The sequence below is a fragment of the Paracidobacterium acidisoli genome, from assembly GCF_003428625.2.
In the GTDB taxonomy this organism is placed as follows: domain Bacteria; phylum Acidobacteriota; class Terriglobia; order Terriglobales; family Acidobacteriaceae; genus Paracidobacterium; species Paracidobacterium acidisoli.
In genome coordinates, this window is sequence record NZ_QVQT02000004.1 from 118,781 (window position 1) to 137,747 (window position 18,967).

An 18,967-nucleotide genomic window follows, 5' to 3' on the forward strand; every position below is an offset into this window, starting at 1 on the left:
CCAGTGGCTGCCGGGCTTCAATTAAGAGAGCCGCCGTTTACAGCGAGCTCATATTCAGCAGAAACTCCGCGTTATTCCTCGTCTTGTTCAGCTTGTCCACCAGCAACTCCATCGCTTCCACCGGAGACAGCGGATTGAGGATCTTGCGCAGCACCCAGATGCGATTCAGATCTTCCTTCGGAATCAGCAGCTCCTCCTTACGCGTACCCGAGCGCTGAATGTCGATGGCCGGGAAGACGCGCTTGTCGACCAGCTTCCGGTCGAGAATCACTTCCATGTTGCCCGTGCCCTTGAACTCCTCGAAGATCACCTCATCCATGCGCGAGCCTGTATCCACCAGCGCTGTCGCAATGATCGTCAGCGAGCCGCCTTCTTCGATATTGCGCGCCGCGCCGAAGAACCGCTTCGGCCGCTGCAGTGCATTCGAATCCACGCCGCCCGAAAGCACTTTGCCCGACGGAGGAACGATCGTGTTGTAAGCGCGCGCCAGTCGCGTGATCGAATCCAGCAGGATCACCACATCGCGCTTGTGCTCCACCAGCCGCTTCGCCTTCTCGATCACCATCTCCGCCACCTGTACATGGCGCGCCGCCGGCTCATCGAAGGTCGAGCTGATCACTTCGCCCTTCACCGACCGCTGCATATCCGTTACTTCTTCCGGACGCTCATCGATCAGCAGAACAATCAGCACCACTTCCGGATGATTCGACGTAATCGAGTTCGCGATCGACTGCAGCAGCATCGTCTTGCCGGTGCGCGGCGGCGCGACGATCAGTCCGCGCTGTCCCTTGCCGATCGGCGTCAGCAGATCCATCACGCGTCCGCTGATATTGTCACGAACCGTCTCTTCCCTGATCCGTTCCTGCGGATACAGCGGCGTCAGATTGTCGAAGAGAATCTTGTTCCGCGTCTCTTCCGGCGACTCGAAGTTGATCGCCTCGATCTTCACCAGTGCGAAGTACTTCTCGCCTTCATGCGGCGGCCGCACATTGCCGCTGATCGTGTCGCCCGTCTTCAGATCGAATTTGCGAATCTGGGATGGGGATACATAAATATCGTCCGGCCCCGGCAGGTAGTTGTAATCCGGAGACCGCAGAAAACCGTAACCGTCCGGCAGGATTTCCAGCACGCCCTCAGCGAAGATATGTCCTTCCTTTTCGCTCTGGGCCTGAAGAATCTTGAAAATAAGATCCTGCTTCCGAAGACCGCTGGCGCCGGGAATCTCCAGGCTGCGCGCGATGCGGCTTAATTCCGTGATGTTCTTTTCTTTCAGTTCTGAGATGGTCATGATCACCTGCGGTGGGAGTCTGTATGGAGGGGGTTATGCGGAAGGATGTGAGGGATTCGGCGGTATTTCGTTAACTTTTCAGGAGAGAGCTGCAGGAAAGGGCGCAGACAGCGCCGCGCTCAGGCTGCGCGACGCTGTTCAACGGAAGAAGTCTTCTGCTCCAGTACCGGAGGAAAAGCAAAGGGATTCGCATGACGGAACCGCACCAGGACCTCATTGGTCGTGTCCTGCAGACGGGTATTCGGCTTATGCAGCTTGCGGGTCGCCTTCGAGGCAAGCTGGCAGAGCTGGTAGCGGTTAGTCACGTGGGTCAATGCCCCAAATATCAAATCAGAACGCATAATTGTTTCTCCTTACTCCAAAAAAACAGGATGATTTGCTGCGATCACGCCTCTCAACAAATCCCGTCGCGGGCTGCAGCGGACGGGAGGAGAGCTGCAAAACGTCTCAGTAACGGTCAATCTGTTCTGAATTCTCTCGGCTCACTCTCTTTGACGCGCGATCAGGGCCTTCCGGTCCAGTTTTTCATCCACAGGTCAAATCTGCACTGTGGTCTTTCTGCATCCTTAACGGCACATCGCCCGATGGCTTCCGGTCTCGATTGTCAGGACACGCACGGCTTCAGACATCCACTGGGGATTGTCTTAAGCCTCTTGCCTTGCCTGGGATTTCAACCGAAACGGTGAACGACCCGGGGCGGCGGCGCCGCCTTTCAGTACTAAACATCAGCCGTGGATGCTCTCGGCAATGTAGAAGTTAAACCTCATCGGGACTGAGGTCAACCCTTTTTTTCATAGAAGATGCCTGATTTGATTCCACGAATGGAAGATCGGCGATCCCATTCCTTTTCAATCAGGTGCAGCCGGGGTTAGATTCCCTTTTTGACATCTTCATGCCATTTTAAGGTCCATAAAATACCAAATATCATAGAAACAATGGCATCGAATCCACAAAACGCCCCATTTCTGCCCACTCAGGATGCTCCGCGAACCCCCTGAATAATCCTCAGCCTCCAGGTTAATTCCAGTAGCTGCGGTCCAGGGTCCGGTACTGAATCGCTTCCGCAATATGCGGCACGGTAATGGACACAGCACTCTCCAGATCGGCGATCGTCCGCGCCACCTTCAGAATGCGGTCGTGCGCCCTGGCCGTCAGCCCCTGCTGCTGCATCGCCCGCTCCAGCAGCCGCTCCGCATCGGCTCCCAGCTCGCAGAAGGCGCGAATCTGCCGCGTTCCCATCTGCGCATTCGAAAAAATCTTCTCCTTCGCGCCCGCAAAACGCTCCTTCTGCCGCTCCCGCGCCGTCAGCACCCGCTCCCGGATCACCGCCGAGCTCTCGCTCGCTGCTCCGCCCCGCAGCTCCCGGTACTGCACCGCCGGGACCTCTATATGGATATCGATCCGGTCCAGCAGCGGCCCGGAGACCTTGGCCACATACCGCTGAATAATCGGCGGCGTGCAGTGGCATTCCCTCGACCGGTCATTAAAGTACCCGCACGGGCACGGATTCATCGCCGCCGCCAGCATAAAGGCCGCCGGAAAACTCAGCGACATCGACGCCCGCGCGATCACCACGTTCCTGTCCTCCAGCGGCTGCCGCATCACCTCCAGCACATTGCGCGGAAACTCCGGCAGCTCGTCCAGAAACAGAACCCCGTTATGCGCCAGCGAAACCTCGCCCGGTCGCGGAATCACACCGCCTCCGATCAATCCCGCATCTGAGATCGTGTGATGCGGCGAGCGGAACGGCCTCTGCGCGACCAGTCCGGCCTCGGAATCGAGCACTCCGGCGACCGAGTGGATCTTCGTCGTCTCCAGAGCCTCTTCAAAGCTCAGCGGAGCCAGGATCGAGGGCAGCCGTTTAGCCAGCATAGTCTTGCCCGATCCCGGCGGCCCGATCATCAGAATGTTATGGCCGCCGGCTGCGGACACCTCCAGAGCTCGCTTCGCCGTCTGCTGACCCCGCACATCGGCAAAATCCAGATGGAACGCCTGCCGCTCGCCCAGCACCTGAGCCGCCTCTACCCGGTAAGGCTCGGTGTGGATGCCGCCATTCCCGGCCTCGTTCAGCAGCTCGCGCACCTCGATCAGCGAATCCACCGGATAGACGTTCACCCCATCGACGACCGCCGCCTCCCGAGCATTGGCCTTCGGGATAACCAGATTCCGGATGCCGCGAGCACGCGCCGCAACCGCGACCGGCAGCATGCCGGAGACCGGCCGGATTCCGCCATCCAGCCCCAGCTCGCCGATCAGCAGAAAATCGCTCAGATCGCGCAGGTGCAGCGCGCCGTATGCGCCGAGAATCCCGATCGCCATGGGCAGATCGAAACCCGACCCCTCCTTCTTGATATCCGCCGGAGCCAGATTGATCGTAATGTGTGTCGGCGGCAGATCGAACCCGGAATTCTTGATCGCGGCACGCACGCGGTCCCGGCTCTCGCGCACCGCGGCATCCGGCAGACCCACAGTGTGGAAGCGGTCTTCCTGCGTCTTCAGACCGGAATAATCCACTTCGACATCGATAATGCTGGCGTCAATGCCGTACACTGCGGCACTCAGAGCCTTAAAGAGCATACGCAATCATTTTCAGGATGGTTGCTGGAGTATAGCATCGGTATTTTTCACTACGGCCGTGAAACCGCCGCGCATCGCCCCGCAGGCAAAACCTCCGTAACTTCGCGTCTGCGCAGCCGGTTTCTCGCTCGTCGAAATCAAACCTGAAAAGAGAGAGCACGATGAATCGTTTTCGTAGTCTTTCCCTCACCGTCTGTCTGGTCCTTCTCCCCGCCGCAGCCTGGCCGCTTGCCTTCAGCGCTCAGACACAACAGCCCCAGCCTGCCGACAAATCCTCGCAGGCAAAGCCGGCCGCTACCGATGAAGAAGGTGAAGCCGATGAGCCCGTCGCCACTCCGCCCGAGGAGCTGAAACGGCAGCCGGCAGAGGCACGAGCCGCCGCCTGGAAGATGCTCGAGACCGGCATCGATTCACCCAAACCGCAGCCTCGCATCGATGCCCTCAACGCCCTCGGCACACTCGGCGCCGACCGCCAGGCCGAACACTTCATCACCGCCGCCATGCAGGACAAGGATGTCGACGTGCGCATCGCTGCCGTTGCCGCCATGGCCGCGACCCTCAATCGCCGTATGATCCCCCAGCTGCGCACCGCTCTCGACGATCCCCGTCCCGAAGTCGAATTCGCCGCCGCCGTCACCCTCTGGAAGATGCATGACCACACCGGCATCGACCTGCTCTATGGCGTGCTCACCGGCGAGCGCAAAGCCCACTCCGGTTTCGTCACCAGCGAGCTGCACGAAGCGAATAAAGACATGCACAGCCCATCGACTCTGGCTGAGATCGGCGCCGAACAGGGAGCCTACGCTCTGCTCGGCCCCTTCGGCATCGGCCTCGACGTTGCGCGAATGATGCGCAAATCCAGCAACGGAAACTCGGCGCGCGTGCTCACTGCCAGCCTGCTCTCTGAGAATCACAGCGCCACCACTGAGCGAAACTTCCTCGACGCGCTTCGCGACAAGGACTACTTCGTGCGCCTCGCCTCTGCACGCGCTCTGGGCAAATTTCACAGCCGTCAGACCTCCGACGCCCTCATCGACACCTTCGGCGACAGGAAGCCTTCCGTGCGCGACATGGCCGCGGCATCGTATCTGCTCAGCGCCGGTCCTGGAAAGCACCCTGCGGCGCACCCCGTTCATCCGGCTCCAGCCGCATCCGTCGCAAAAGGGAAATAGCGCAGAGTATCCTCCGGGACGGTGCCCTGTCCGTCTGTCAGGACATGGAAGCAATCGCACGCCTTCGCGGAAGACTAAAATAATCGGTCGTGAAGACCAGCCTCTTCGATCTTTTTAAAGTCGGAATCGGGCCCTCCAGTTCACACACCATGGGCCCCATGCGTGCCGCTCGCGCCTTTGCTCTCGCGCTCGAACGGCATCACCTGCTCGATCGCATCCACGAGCTGCGCGCCGAGCTCTACGGCTCGCTCGCCCTCACCGGACACGGACACGGCACCGATCGCGCCATTCTCCTCGGCCTCAGCGGAGAAGAGGCCGCCACTATCGACCCCGGCACCATCGACAGCAAACTCGCAGCCATCCGCGCCTCCGGCTCGCTCTCGCTGCTCGGCATGCACGCCATCGCGTTTCGCGAGCCCGACCATCTTCTCTTTCATCGCGATCAGATGTTTCCACCCGGCGCCGTCACGCAGCATCCCAACGGTCTCCGCTTCACCGCCCTCGACGTCTCCGGCCATACGCTCCTGCAGCAGACTTACTTCTCCATCGGCGGAGGCTTCATCGTCGCCGACGGACACGACTCCGCCGCGCCCGGCCTCACCACCACCGCTCTGCCTTATCCCTTCCGCAGTGCCGCCCAGCTCCTCGATATGGCCGCATCGCACAACATCTCCATCTGGCAGCTCATGCTTGCCAACGAGTCCGCGCTCCGCCCCGCAGACGAAGTCCGCTCCGGCATCCTTCATCTCTGGAGCATCATGCAGAGCTGCATCGAGCGCGGTATCGCGACCGAAGGCATTCTTCCCGGCGGCCTCAGTGTCCGCCGCCGCGCGCCGCGTCTCGCTGCACGCCTGCGTGAGAAAGGTTCCGTAGACCCCCTGTCCCCGCTCGACTGGATCACCATATACGCCATCGCCGTCAACGAAGAAAACGCCGCCGGAGGCCGTGTCGTCACCGCGCCCACCAACGGAGCCGCCGGAGTCATCCCCGCCGTCGCCCGTTACTACAGCGGCTTCATCCCCGGCGCAGACAACGAAGGTATCCTTCGCTTCTTCCTCACCGCCGCCACCATCGGCATTCTGTATAAGGAGAACGCCTCCATCAGCGGAGCCGAAGTCGGCTGTCAGGGAGAAGTCGGCGTCGCCTGCTCCATGGCCGCCGGAGGTCTCGCCGCCGCAGTCGGCGGCAGCAGCGGCCAGATCGAACACGCCGCCGAAATCGCCATGGAACACAACCTCGGCATGACCTGCGATCCCATCGGCGGCCTCGTGCAGATCCCCTGCATCGAGCGCAACGCCATGGGTGCGGTCAAAGCCGTGCAGGCCTGCCGCATTGCGATGAACGAGACCGAAGGACACAAGGTTTCGCTCGATCAGGTGATCCACACCATGTACCAGACCGGCCTCGACATGCAGTCCCGCTACAAGGAAACCTCACTCGCCGGTCTGGCCCTCAATATCATCGAGTGCTGAGTTGCCCGTACACCACTGAGCACTCATACTCGATCGTCACCACGCCGTCTCGTTCGTTCTTTTCAAACAGCCGTTCAATCGCCTCGCGCATCGTCACATAGCGCACCTCACCCGCCTGCGGCATATACGACGACGACACGATCCGCCCCTCCAGCCCTTCGAGCGTCAGCCTCTGCGCATTCGGAAACACAGCTTCCTTCGCCACCGACGGTGCAAAAAACGCAGCCAGCTTCTCCGGCGTCATATGCCTTTCCTGCACAGCCAGATAATCGCCTCCGAACTCCCGCAGGATCTGCTCATATCCATCGTGAAACCCATCGCCGCCCATCCGCCGGTGGTTATAGATCACCGCGCACCATCCGCCTGGCCTGAGCACCCGCGCAAACTCTTTTCGCGTTCTCGCCAGATCGAACCAGTGCATCGCCTGCGCCACCGTAATCAGATCGGCCGACCTGTCCGGCAGTCCCGTCGCCTCCGCCGTCCCATCGCTGCATCGCAGCCGCGGCCACCGCTCGCACAGCGTCTCACATGCCGCCCGCATCGATGCATTCGGCTCGATCGCATCGACCGCATAGCCGCGCTCTAAAAAGATCTCCGACAGCAGCCCCGTTCCCGCCGCCACATCGGCAATCATTACCGTCTGCGTCAGCCCGCACTCCCGCTCCAGCAGACCGGCAATCTCTTCCGGATATCCCGGCCGGTAACGCCGATACACCTCAACCCGCGTCGAAAACCGCTCCGTTGGTTTCATATCGATTCCATGCACTCTATATCGCTGGAAGCACGTCCATGACGTACTCCTCTGTGCTCTCTGTGGTGAAAATTTTCACTCGCGCGCAGGCGCGTACGCCGTGCGGCGAGCACTGCGTTTGCCTGGACAGCTAGTCCTTCTCCACGGCCAGCGCCACTGAATTCCCGCCGCCCAGACACAGCGCCGCCACACCGCGCTTTACATCGCGCCGGATCATCTCATGAATCAGTGTCACCAGCACCCGCGCGCCGCTCGCTCCGATCGGATGCCCGATCGCCACCGCTCCGCCGTTCACGTTCACTTTGTCGAAGGGAATCCCCAGCTCGCGTGTCACCGCCATCGCCTGCACCGCAAACGCCTCGTTCAGCTCAAACAGGTCCACACTCTCCATCGTCCATCCGGCCCGCGACATCACCTTCCGCACGCCGCTCACCGGGGCCATCATCACCCACTTCGGCTCGACTCCGCTCGTTGCCTGCGCGCGAATCGTAACCATCGGCTTCAGTCCCAGCGCTTTTGCCTTCGCCGCCGACATCACCACCAGCGCCGCGCCCGCATCGTTCACCCCCGGAGCATTCCCCGCCGTCACCGTTCCATCTTTTTTGAACGCCGGCTTCAGCGCGCGCAGCGCTTCGATCGTCGCATCCTCCCGCACCGACTCATCCCGATCAAAGATCACAGCCGGTCCCTTCTTCTTCGCCGGAATCTCCACCGGCACTACCTGCGAATCGAACCGCCCTTCCCTCCATGCCGCCGCCGCCTTCTGATGCGAGCGCAGCGCATATTCATCCTGCTCCTCGCGCGAGATGCCGTACTTCTCCGCAACGTTCTCCGCCGTCATGCCCATGTGGTAGTCGTTGTACACATCCCACAGGCCGTCATGCACCATCGAATCCACCGCCACCGCATTCCCCAGGCGAAAGCCGCTTCGCGCCTGCGGCAGCAGATACGGCGCATTCGTCATCGACTCCATTCCCCCGGCCACCACAATCTCCGCATTGCCTGTCTGAATCGACTGCGCCGCCAGTGCCACCGCCTTCAGCCCCGATCCGCAGACTTTGTTAATCGTCATCGCGCTCACTTCCGGAGTCAGCCCTCCGAACAGCGCCGCCTGCCGTGCCGGATTCTGCCCCAGCCCTGCCGACACCACGTTGCCCATGATGCACTCGTCCACCTGCTCCGGCTTCACGCCTGCACGCGTCACCGCTTCACGCACCGCAATCGCGCCCAGCTTTGTCGCAGAGATATCCGACAGCGATCCCTGAAACTTCCCCACCGGCGTCCGCACCGCCGACACAATCACAATCTCTTCCATAGCTGCCCCGTTTCTCACTCCCGCTTCCGCGCATCGCCGTTCCCTGTTACTCTTCGATGCCTGCCCGCACTCATTACACTCAGAGATGCGAACCGATGAACATACCAGAGAATGACGCTCTCCCGCATCCGTCCGAGCCCTCCGTCAGCGGCGGCAATCCATCCCCCGTCCCGCCGCGCCTGATCGCGCCTCTGTGGCACACCTGCCTTCTGGTTCTGCTCTTCATCGGCATCTCTGTCTCCGGCGCGCTGCATGCGACGAAACCCTCCGCAGCGCAGCACCGCATCATCCAGTACCTCATTACCCTCGGCTTTGAATGGATCATCGCCGCCATCGCCTGGTGGGGCATTCGCCTGCGCCGCACGCCCATCACGCAGCTCATCGGTGAACGCCGCCGCGGATTCGAGGCATGGCGCGACGATATCGCTGCCGCTGCCGTCTTCTGGATCGCCGCCTCCATCCTGCTCGTCCTCATCGGCTCTCTGCTGCGGCTCGTCCATCTCTCCGCTCCCGCAAAGACCATCGCCCCGCAGTCGCTGCTCGAAATCATTCTCTGGATCGCGCTCAGCATCAGCGCCGGCATCTGCGAAGAGTTCGTCTTCCGCGGCTATATGCTGCAGCAGTTCACCGCCCTCACCCATCGTCTCTGGGCCGGCATTCTCATTTCATCGATCCTCTTCGGCCTCAGTCACGGATACGAAGGCGCTGCCGGCATGATCGCCATCACCGCGTATGGAGCGATGTTCTGCGCTCTGACTCTCAGTCGCCGCTCTCTGCGCCCCGGCATCATCGCGCATGCCTGGCACGATTCCTTCAGCGGAATCATGCTCGCGCTTGCCCGTCATCTTCGTCTGTTGTGATGCGGCTCGATCCATAAAATGGACGCGCATGATTTCCGGAAGAGGACCAGCTTCACAAATTTCGCTATTTTTTTCTTGACACACCTTTTTCAGGACTCTATACATTCGTTAACTGCAGCATTCGTGCTGCAGCTTCGATGTCACATCGAAAAGGGAGAATAGAAAACAATGGCAACCAAAAAGGCAGCTAAGAAACCAGCGAAGAAGGCAGCAAAGAAGGCCGCGAAAAAGAAGTAAGCGGTCAACAGGCAACACAGAAGGGGGACGCGAAAGCGTCCCCTTCGTGTTTCTGCATGCGCTGCGCGGAAAACATCCTCGTTACCCGGCGTATGCCTGCGAAATGCGCAGAGGCAAAATGCGCTCCTGTTGACGCGAGCGCGCCGCGCATCGGCCTGTATTGCGAAGAGGACACAATGTTGCAGGCTCCGTGCTCTCTGTGTCCTCTGTGGTGAAATCCTTCTGCGCCCTCTGCGCGTTCCGCCTCCCTGTGCTGAATACACGCCTCTCGCTCTCCGGACGGCCACGGCTTTCGCTGGAGAATCACCTGTGCCCTGTGTTCTGTCTTCTGTACCCTGTTCTTATGACACGCCGCCGCTGGATCGCCGACTCATGGGATGAAGCCACCGCTTCGCTTACCGGCGAGCAGGCCTCGCATCTCATCCGCGTCCTGCGCGCGCAGCCCGGCATGGAGTTCGACATCGTCGCCGGCGATCGCGTCTGGCACGCCGTCATCGCCGGCATCTCCGGTGACTCTGTGCGCTTCAACCTCCTCGCTGAAGAAAAAGCCGATCCCGCACTTCCCGTCACGCTGCTGCTCTCTGTCTTCCGCTTTGAGCGTATGGAGTGGGCCATCGAGAAAGCCACCGAGCTCGGCGTCGAGCGCGTCCTGCCCGTCATCGCCCGCCGCAGCGAAAAGCACCTCGCGCAATCCGCGAAGACGCGCGCCGAGCGCTGGCGCCGCATCGCGCGTGAAGCTGCAAAGCAGTCGCGCCGCTCCGACGTCCCCGTCATCGACGATCCTCTTCCGCTTAAAACCGCCCTGCAGCAGGAGAAGCAGGGCGCCCGCCTTCTGCTCGCCGAGCAGGAGCGCTCCACCACACTCCGTCACGCGCTCACCGAAGCTCTCGCCGCCTCCGGCGATCAGATGCCGCTCATCTCCATGGCCGTCGGGCCCGAAGGCGGATGGACCGCCGAAGAAGAAGCGCTCTTCGATGCCGAAGGATGGAAGCCGGTCAGCCTCGGCCCGCGCATTCTCCGCGCCGAAACCGCAGCCATGACCGCGATGGCCGTCACCGCCGCTCTACTCGAATAGATCCGCTCATTTCATGCCGGACGCCCATGTCCGGATTTTCGGAGATGGGAAGATATCAAAAAAAATCAGGGACCTCAGCCCCTGATTTTTTTCATCGGTTGATCCCTGTTTCTACGAAAACATCTCCTTCACCTTGCCGAACAGGCTCCGCGACGTAGGAGTGTTCTCCACCGAGACCGTTTCGCTCAGCTGGCGCAGCAGCTCTCTCTGTACCCTGGTCAGCTTCGTCGGCGTCTGCACCACAATCTGCACAATCAGATCGCCGCGGCCATGTTCGTTCAGATACGGCACGCCCTTTGCGCGGATGCGAAATTCCTTCCCGCTCTGCGTGCCTTCCGGAACCTTCAGCTTCGTCTCTCCGTCGATCGTCGGAATCACGATCTCTGTACCAAGCGCCACCTGCGGAAACGAAACCGGCACCACGCAGTGCAGATCGTTCCCGTCGCGCTCGAAGAACTTGTGCGGCTTCACCTGCAGCACGATGTACAGATCGCCCGACGGTCCGCCAAACCGCCCCGCGTCGCCTTCACCCTGATAGCGAATGCGCGTGCCGTCCTCGACGCCCGCCGGAATATGCACCGTAATCGCATGCTGCCGCTCCACGCGTCCGTCTCCGCGGCATCCCAGGCACGGATCGGTAATCACCGTCCCTGTTCCTCCGCAGTGGTTGCACGTCCGCGCAATCGAGAAGAACCCCTGCTGGTACCGCACCTGTCCGCGTCCCTGGCACTGCGCGCATGTCGTCGGTCCACGTCCGCTCGCCGTTCCCGTGCCGCGGCAGTCCCTGCAGGCCTCCCGTCTGTGAATGCTGACCTGGACCTCTTTGCCGAAGACCGCGTCTTCGAACTCGATCGTCAGATCATGGCGTGCATCCTGTCCCTTCTGCACGCGCGATCCGCGGCGATTGCCTCCGCCGCTGCCGCCCATATTGAACATCTCCCCGAAGAAGTCTCCGAAGATATCGCCAATATCCTGCACTCCGGCAAACGGGCTGCCGTCAAAGCCGCCCGCTCCGCTCACGCCCGCATGGCCGTAGCGGTCATATGCGGCGCGCTTCTGCGCATCACTCAGAATCTGATAGGCTTCGCTGCACTGCTTGAACTTTTCCTCCGCCTCGGCGTTATCCGGATTGCGATCCGGATGATACTGCAGTGCCAGTCTGCGATAGGCGGCCTTCAGCTCCTGATCGGAGGCCGTGCGGCTAACACCCAGAACTTCATAGTAATCGGCTTTAATCACGTTTCCGGTTCTGCTCATGCTTCCTTCTGCTGCGAATTGCTTGCAACGCGAACCAGCGCCGGGCGCAACAGACGCTCCCGGATCCGGTAACCGCGCCGCACTTCATCAAATACCTGATGATCCGGCAGGTCGTTTCGTTCCACCATCTCCAGCGCCTCATGCACCCGCGGATCGAAGACGGCTCCCACCGTCTCCACCGGCTGCACGTTCAGAGAGCGCAGCGCCTCTTCCATCTGCTTCACAATCAGTTCCACGCCCGTGCGCAGCTGCTCCGCTGACCCCGTCGATTTCAGCGCCAGCTGAAAGTTATCCAGCACCGGCAGAATCTGCTCCACCGCTCCGGCTACCGCATAATCGCGAAACTCGTTCCGCTCCCGGGCCTCGCGCTTGCGCGCATTCTCAAACTCGGCCTGCGTCCGCGCCAGCCGCTCGACCAGATTGTCCCGCTCCGCCTTCAGCCGGTCGTACTCTTCCTTCGATACGCCCGCATCGGCTCGCTGTGCCGTCTTTCCGGCAGCGGCTTCCTGCTCCGTCTCCGCCGCGTCCGTCATGCCATCGTTTTCAGCAGACTCGCGCTGCTCGTCCCTGATCTTTTTCTCTTCTTTCATCGCTTCCGTGGCTTTGCTCATAAATTTCTGATCTCTGGTCTCTTTCTGATATCTCTCTGCGCCTGCTCTGCACGCAGGCCTCTCCTGGCTCAGCCGCCCTTTTGCAAAAACTCCTACTGCGGCGGCTGAAACAATCTGTCGGAAAGCTGTGCGATATAGGAAACTGCGTTCATCGTCTCCTGATACTGGATGCGTGTCGGGCCGATCACCGCCACCGTTCCCACCTGCTCGGAGCCGAAACGCGCCGGCGCGCCGATCAGCACAAAGTTCTGCATCGCCGGAATCGAATCCTCCAGCCCTACCACCACGCGCACCGTCTGCTGCCGCGCGTCCACATACGCATTCAGCAGCTCGATCAAGCGCTCTCTGGCCTCAAGCGCCGTCAGCATCGCGCGCAGCCGGTCACGGTCCGCCTCGCCCGCCAGCAGATTCGCCACACCCTCAATAAAGATCACCGGAGTCGCGTTCGTCTCTCCCGCCAGCGCTCCCTTCCGGTACAGCTCTTCAAGCGATCGCATCAGCCGATCGTATTCGCTGCGCTCCGTCTCCAGACGCCGCGCGATCTCCACGCGAATCCGCTCCATCGGCCAGCCATGAAAATTCTCATTCAGAAACCGCGCCGACGCCTCCAACTCCATGGCCGGCAGATCGTGGTCCAGCGTCAGCACCCGGTCGAGCACCGCGCCGCCGATCGTCACCATCACCGCCAGCACCCGCCCCGGAGCCAGCCGCGAAAAGTGGATATGCTCCAGCGCATGTGACTCCTGCGTCGCCGCCAGCGCCACACCCACTCCGCACGAGATCAGCGCCAGCACATGCGAGGTGCGTTCCAGAAACTGCTGGCTCGTGCTGATTCCGGAAAAGCTGTCGTCAATCTGATCGCGACGCTCCTGCGTCAGCGCCGTCCGCCGCGCCGGCCCGTTCAGATGCTCCACATAAAACCGGAACGCCCGCGCCGTCGGAATCCGTCCCGCAGACGTATGGGGCTGATCCACCAGTCCCGCATCGCCCAGCGCCGCCATCACATTGCGAATCGTCGCCGGACTCATCCCGTCCTTGTTCGCAAACTGGCGCGCAATCGCCTGCGACGCCACCGGCTCGCCGGTCGCGATGTAGCTCTCGATCATGGTTGTCAGCACCAGCCGCTCGCGCGGGCTGAGCCGCAGATCGGAAGACATGAATCCCACCGTTGCTGCCCCTGCAGCCCTTCGGCGTGCCGGGGAGATGACTCCTCTTTAATTTTACGGCATTCTCAGGTACAGGGTGCCATCACACGGACGGGGCATCTTAACTGCTTTTCGCCCATCAACATGGTCACCTGCCGTCTGCCCCGTTCTCCTTTGATTGTCCCTCACACCAGAGCTGCAGCTCCTCCCGCACCCGTTCAGCCAGTGCGCCCCACTCCCCCGGCTCTGCCTGCCGGAAAAGCCTCGCCGTCGGATACCACGGACTCTCTCCGCGTCCGTCCATCCACCTCCAGTCGGCCAGATGCGGCAGCAGCACCCATACCGGAAGCCCCATCGCCCCCGCCAGGTGCGCCACCGACGTATCCACGCTGATCACCAGATCGAGCGTCGCCGCCAGCGCCGCCGTCTCCGCAAAATCCTTATGCCGGGAAGATGCGTCGATCAGACGTGCCCCGGCTTCGTGCACTCTCTGCATCGTTCGAATCTGCGCCGCCGCCGGACCAAACTGCAGCGAGAAGAACGTCACCCCATCCACATCCAGCAGCGGCTGCAGCGCATCGAGCGTCGTCGAGCGCTGCTCATCGCTCCGGTACTGAGGATTCCCCGCCCACACCAGGCCCACGCGCAGCCTCGCCTCATCCCGCGGATACCTCCGCCACGCCGCCGTTACTGCATCCGCGTCTGCTTTGATATACGGAACCACCGCCGGAATGCTCTCGATCTCCGTGCCGAAGGCCAGCGGCAGGCTCATCAGCGGACAATGCCACGTAAACTCCGGCAGCACTTCTCCGCGCGCCACCACACACGCCGCTCCGGCCATGCCCTGCAGCAAGCATTTCAGACGCGGCTGCACCTCCAGCACCACCCGCCCGCCGCGCTCTGCCACCAGCGGAAGATACCGCACAAACTGCAGCGTATCGCCCAGCCCCTGCTCGGCATGCAGCAGAATCCCCGCACCATCGAGCGCCTCACCCTTCCACTGCGGCTGGGCAAAGCGTCTGCGCCGCAGACCCAGCTCGCGAAACTCCCACCGCCACTCGTGCCGCTGCCACCCTTCGCGAAAATCTCCCGCCCGCAGACAGCTCAGCGCCAGGTTGTAGTGCGCGCCCGCGCTCTCCGGATCAAGCTCCACACCGCGCCGGTAGTGGCCTTCCATCTCTGAGCGCCGCCCCAGCTTCAGCAGCACGTTGGCCAGATTGGTATGCGCCGCGGCGTAATCGGGATCGAGCTCGATCGCCCGGCTGTAGCACTGCCTCGCTTCGTCCGTGCGCCGCTGCTGCATCAGCGCATTGCCCAGGCTGTTATGGTGCTCGGCGCGGCCATCTTCCATCGCCAGCGCCTGCCGGAAGCACACTTCCGCTCCCGGATAATCGCGCCGGTGCAGCAGAGCGTTGCCGAGGTTGTGCTGCGCGGCTGCCAGCTCCGGCTTCAGCTCGATCGCGCGCTCGTAGCAGGCCACCGCCTCCACATACCGCCCCAGAGCCGAAAGCGCATTGCCCAGGTTGCAGTGCGCCTTCCCATATTGCGGACGCAGCGCCACCGCCCGCCGGTAAGCACGCGCCGCTCCGGTGAAATTTCCCTCGTCGTACAACACGTTGCCGAGGTTCAGATACACCTCCGGAAAATCCGGCCGCCTTCTCAAGGCTTCGCGGTAGGCCTTCTTCGCTTCTCTTCTCCGGTCTGTCGATACCAGAGCCGCACCCAGGGCAAAGTACAGATCCGCGTTCTCCGGCGACCGGCGAATCCCCTCCGCATACACGGCCAGCGACTCTTCATACTTTCCCTGCCGGCACAGCAGATGCCCCAGCGCCAGGGCAGCGCGCTCCACGCCCGCCGGCCTCCGCATCGCGTGCTCATAGGCCGCCTGCGCAGCCTCTTCATGACCGCGCTTCGCCTCGATCTCTCCCATCACCCGCCACGCTCGATCGTTGTCCGCATCGAGCGCCAGCGACCCTCGGCAGCACACCGCCGCCCGTTCCATATCGCCTGCCGCCAGATGCGCCAGCGCCAGGTTCAGATGCATGTGCGCCGCCTGTGGCCTTCGCTCCGCCGCCAGCGCCGTCAGCCGGACCGACGCCGCCGGCTGTCCTGCCTGCCGCGCCAGAATTCCCAGCAGCAGCAACGCATCGGCGTCCTCGCGATTCTCTATCCAGGCGCGCCGGTAACACTCGGCGGCTTCCGGCAATCGTCCATCCGCCTGGTGCAGCAGGCCCTCCCGCAGCGCGGGCGCAAAGCGATCGGATAAGGGCAATGAAAGTGCTTCTGTCTCATGCATGATGCGGAAATCTCCTCCGCACCCGGCCTGCCGAAATGAGCTTTGCAATCCTGGAAAATCTTCATGACTGCGCTTGCCGCCATCTCCGCTCAGGCTCACTCGATGGCAGGAGAGTGCTCCAAAGCGAAAAGGCATCCTCAACGGATGCCCTTTTCGCTTTCTGACTTCCTGCTTACTGCAGCAGCGTTCCGTTCTCCGGTTCGATCTTCGCCTCCTCCGGAGGAATCACCACCGCCGCCGCGACCTTGTCGTCTTCTTCCAGATTCAGCAGCTTCACGCCCTGCGTCGAGCGCCCCGCGGCACGAATCGTCTTCGTATCGATGCGGATGATCTTCCCGTACTGGCTGATCACCATCAGCTCCGACGTCTCATCCACCAGGTTGATCGCCGTCACCTTGCCGTTCCGAGTCGTCGTCTTCAGGTTGATGACGCCCTTGCCGCCGCGCGTCTGCAGACGATACTCATCCACATCCGTCCGCTTGCCGAAGCCCTGCGTGGTCACGCTCAGGATCAGACAGGCGCATGCGCCGCCGTCGTCCCCGGTTTTACGCTCCTTCGGCGTGACCGCCATGCCGACAACGTAATCGTTCTTCACCAGATCGATGCCGCGCACGCCGTAAGCCGGACGCCCCATCGAGCGAACGTCGTTCTCGTCGAAGCGGATCGCCATGCCTTCATACGTGGCGATGAAGACCACCTGGCTGCCGTCGGTGAGACGAACGCCGACCAGCTCATCGTCTTCGTCGATGCCGATGGCGATGATGCCGCGCGCCATTACATTCGAGAAGTCCTTAAGCGGCGTCTTCTTCACCGTGCCTTTGCGCGTCACAAAGAAGATAAAGCGGCCTTCTTCTTCGAGATTGCGCACCGGCAGAATGTTGCGCACCGTTTCGCCCGGCTGCAGGTTCAGCAGGCTGGCCATCGATTTGCCCTTGCCCGCCGCGCCCACATCAGGAATCTCATACACTTTGAGCCAGTAAACGCGGCCCGTATTGGTGAAGCACAGCAGATACGCGTGCGTCGAGTCGATGATGAGCTGCGAGACGAAATCCTCTTCGCGCGTCTTCATGCCCAGACGGCCCGTTCCGCCGCGCCGCTGCTGGCGATAGGTCGAGATCGGCGTGCGCTTCAGATAGCCCGAATGCGACACCGTCACCGCCACCTGCTCATCGGCAATCAGATCTTCGAGCTGCAGCTCGGCCGTCTCATCCAGAATCTGCGTGCGCCGCTCATCGCCATAATCCTTGCGGATGGCTTCAAGTTCCTTCACGATGACAGCGCGGAGCTTCTTTTCCGACGCGAGAATCGATTCGTACTCCGCGATGTTGCCGCGAACCTCGGCCAACTCCTTCAGCAGCTCGTCAATCGAGAGCTGAGTGAGGCGATAGAGTTGCAATTCCAGGATCGCATCGATCTGGCGGTAGCTGAGCGTCAGCGTGGCCGTGATGACGGTCGCAGGATCGATGCCGTACTTTGCCGGATCGAGCGTCACGCCCGCCAGCGCCTGATCGCGAACGGTGATCGTGCGCCCCGAGAAGAACTGGAAGAGGTTCTCTCTCGCATCGGCGCGCGAAGACGATCCGCGAATGATTTTGATGACGCTGTCGAGATGGTCGAGCGCAATCTGGTAGCCGAGCAGAATGTGCTCGCGCTCCCGCGCCTTGCGCAGCAGGAAGGCCGTCCGCCGGCGCACCACATCGACACGATGGTCGATGAAGTGACGGATCGCATCCGGCAGCGGCAGCTCACGCGGCTGGCCATTGACGACGGCCAGGAAGATCATGGAGAAGCTCTCCTGCATCTGCGTGTGCTTGTGCAGCTGGTTGAGCACAATCTGCGCTTCGGCGCCGCGCTTCAGCTCGATGACGATGCGCATGCCGTCACGGTCGCTCTCGTCACGCACGTCGGAGATTTCGTCGATCACCTTGTCGTTCACCAGCTCGGCAATACGCTCGATGAGCTTCGATTTATTGACCTGGTAGGGAATCTCGCTGACGATGATCGACTGGCGTCCCTGCGCCATGTTCTCGACGGCGGCTTTGGCGCGCATGAGGAAGCGGCCGCGGCCGGTCTTGTACGCCTGAGCGATGCCGCTGCGTCCGTAGATGAAGCCGCCGGTGGGAAAGTCCGGCCCCTGAACGTGCTTCAGCACTTCTGCCAGGCCCGCATGCGGGTTGTTCACCATCTCGATGGCAGCGCTGATGACCTCGGTCAGATTGTGCGGCGGAATGTTGGTCGCCATGCCTACGGCGATGCCGCTCGAGCCATTCACGATCAGATTGGGAATGCGCGTCGGCAGAACCGCCGGTTCGAGCGTCGACTCGTCATAGTTCGGCGTAAAGTCCACCGTCTCCATGTCGATGTCGGCCAGCATCTCGCCCGCAATCCGCATCATGCGGCATTCGGTGTAGCGCATGGCCGCCGGCGGATCGCCGTCGACCGAGCCGAAGTTTCCCTGGCCGTCGATCATCGGATAACGCAGGCTGAAGGGCTGCGCCAGACGTACCATGGTGTCGTAGATGGCCGAGTCGCCGTGCGGATGGTACACGCCCATCGCCTGCCCCACCACCTTGGCGCACTTCGTGTACTTCTTGTTGTGCTGCAGCCCCATCTCGTGCATCGTGTACAAAATGCGCCGATGCACCGGCTTGAAGCCGTCGCGCACATCCGGCAGCGCCCGGCCGATAATGACCGACATCGAATAGTCGAGATACGACCGGCGCATCTCCTCTTCAATGTTGATGGGAACAATGCTGGCCGCGCCCGTGGGACCACCCGTGCCGTCACCGCCGTTGCCAAGAGGAAGCTGAGGATTCTGTTCGTCTGCCATAAGTTAAGGAGGGCCGTTGCACTGCGGAGGGAAATCCGGGAAGGATCACAGACAAGCAGCGCCGCAAAGGCTTATCTCTAT

At 61.8% G+C, this 18,967-nt stretch carries 14 protein-coding genes; 4 read left to right on the forward strand and 10 right to left on the reverse strand.

All coding sequences use genetic code 11. The annotated features are described in order from the left end of the window. Positions 1-37: 37 nt before the first annotated feature. The 3 genes from rho to D0Y96_RS11615 form a co-directional block, all read right to left on the reverse strand. On the reverse strand, positions 38-1,288 hold the full coding sequence (gene rho / locus D0Y96_RS11605) for a transcription termination factor Rho (protein WP_117300039.1): 1,251 nt from the start codon (positions 1,286-1,288) through the stop codon (positions 38-40). Between the two features lie 119 nt (positions 1,289-1,407). Further along, complete coding sequence (locus D0Y96_RS11610) at positions 1,408-1,629, reverse strand: DNA-directed RNA polymerase subunit omega (protein WP_117300041.1); 222 nt, start codon at positions 1,627-1,629, stop codon at positions 1,408-1,410. 676 nt (positions 1,630-2,305) lie between these two features. Continuing rightward, positions 2,306-3,865: a YifB family Mg chelatase-like AAA ATPase gene (locus D0Y96_RS11615; protein ID WP_117300042.1), complete on the reverse strand. Its 1,560-nt coding sequence runs from the start codon at positions 3,863-3,865 to the stop codon at positions 2,306-2,308. 161 nt (positions 3,866-4,026) lie between these two features. Between D0Y96_RS11615 and D0Y96_RS11620 the strand changes: the two genes are divergently transcribed. Together D0Y96_RS11620 and D0Y96_RS11625 are read left to right on the forward strand one after the other, a co-directional pair. After that, entirely contained in the window at positions 4,027-5,037 is a 1,011-nt protein-coding gene (locus D0Y96_RS11620; RefSeq protein WP_117300044.1) for a HEAT repeat domain-containing protein, read from the forward strand. A gap of 89 nt (positions 5,038-5,126) precedes the next feature. Continuing rightward, a complete protein-coding gene (locus D0Y96_RS11625) occupies positions 5,127-6,509 on the forward strand; it encodes an L-serine ammonia-lyase (protein WP_117300046.1) in 1,383 nt (460 codons plus the stop codon). Here the strand turns inward: D0Y96_RS11625 and D0Y96_RS11630 are convergent. Further along, positions 6,496-7,260 (reverse strand): class I SAM-dependent methyltransferase, encoded by a 765-nt coding sequence (locus D0Y96_RS11630; RefSeq protein WP_147325034.1) that lies wholly within the window; start codon positions 7,258-7,260, stop codon positions 6,496-6,498. The two genes, D0Y96_RS11625 and D0Y96_RS11630, sit on opposite strands and share 14 nt — an antisense overlap. A 130-nt stretch (positions 7,261-7,390) precedes the next feature. After that, positions 7,391-8,575 carry an acetyl-CoA C-acetyltransferase gene (locus D0Y96_RS11635; RefSeq protein WP_117300050.1) on the reverse strand — a complete coding sequence of 395 codons (1,185 nt, stop codon included), beginning with the start codon at positions 8,573-8,575 and terminating at the stop codon, positions 7,391-7,393. Between the two features lie 95 nt (positions 8,576-8,670). Between D0Y96_RS11635 and D0Y96_RS11640 the strand changes: the two genes are divergently transcribed. Together D0Y96_RS11640 and D0Y96_RS11645 are read left to right on the forward strand one after the other, a co-directional pair. Beyond that, positions 8,671-9,435, forward strand: coding sequence for a CPBP family intramembrane glutamic endopeptidase (locus D0Y96_RS11640; RefSeq protein WP_158562360.1), 765 nt, complete (start codon positions 8,671-8,673; stop codon positions 9,433-9,435). 553 nt (positions 9,436-9,988) lie between these two features. Next, positions 9,989-10,747, forward strand: coding sequence for a 16S rRNA (uracil(1498)-N(3))-methyltransferase (locus D0Y96_RS11645; protein WP_350449044.1), 759 nt, complete (start codon positions 9,989-9,991; stop codon positions 10,745-10,747). 111 nt (positions 10,748-10,858) lie between these two features. Here the strand turns inward: D0Y96_RS11645 and dnaJ are convergent, their stop codons facing one another. From dnaJ to gyrA, 5 genes are all read right to left on the reverse strand, one after another. Further along, positions 10,859-12,004, reverse strand: a complete 1,146-nt coding sequence (gene dnaJ, locus D0Y96_RS11650; RefSeq protein WP_117300054.1) for a molecular chaperone DnaJ — start codon at positions 12,002-12,004, stop codon at positions 10,859-10,861. Next, positions 12,001-12,615 carry a nucleotide exchange factor GrpE gene (locus tag D0Y96_RS11655; RefSeq protein ID WP_252263723.1) on the reverse strand — a complete coding sequence of 205 codons (615 nt, stop codon included), beginning with the start codon at positions 12,613-12,615 and terminating at the stop codon, positions 12,001-12,003. The genes dnaJ and D0Y96_RS11655 overlap by 4 nt, the downstream gene beginning before the upstream one ends. A gap of 92 nt (positions 12,616-12,707) precedes the next feature. Further along, complete coding sequence (gene hrcA, locus D0Y96_RS11660) at positions 12,708-13,772, reverse strand: heat-inducible transcriptional repressor HrcA (RefSeq protein ID WP_117300056.1); 1,065 nt, start codon at positions 13,770-13,772, stop codon at positions 12,708-12,710. A 136-nt stretch (positions 13,773-13,908) separates the two neighbouring features. Beyond that, complete coding sequence (locus D0Y96_RS11665; protein WP_158562361.1) at positions 13,909-16,056, reverse strand: tetratricopeptide repeat protein; 2,148 nt, start codon at positions 16,054-16,056, stop codon at positions 13,909-13,911. A gap of 172 nt (positions 16,057-16,228) precedes the next feature. Continuing rightward, on the reverse strand, positions 16,229-18,886 hold the full coding sequence (gene gyrA, locus D0Y96_RS11670) for a DNA gyrase subunit A (protein WP_117300060.1): 2,658 nt from the start codon (positions 18,884-18,886) through the stop codon (positions 16,229-16,231). Positions 18,887-18,967: the final 81 nt, after the last annotated feature.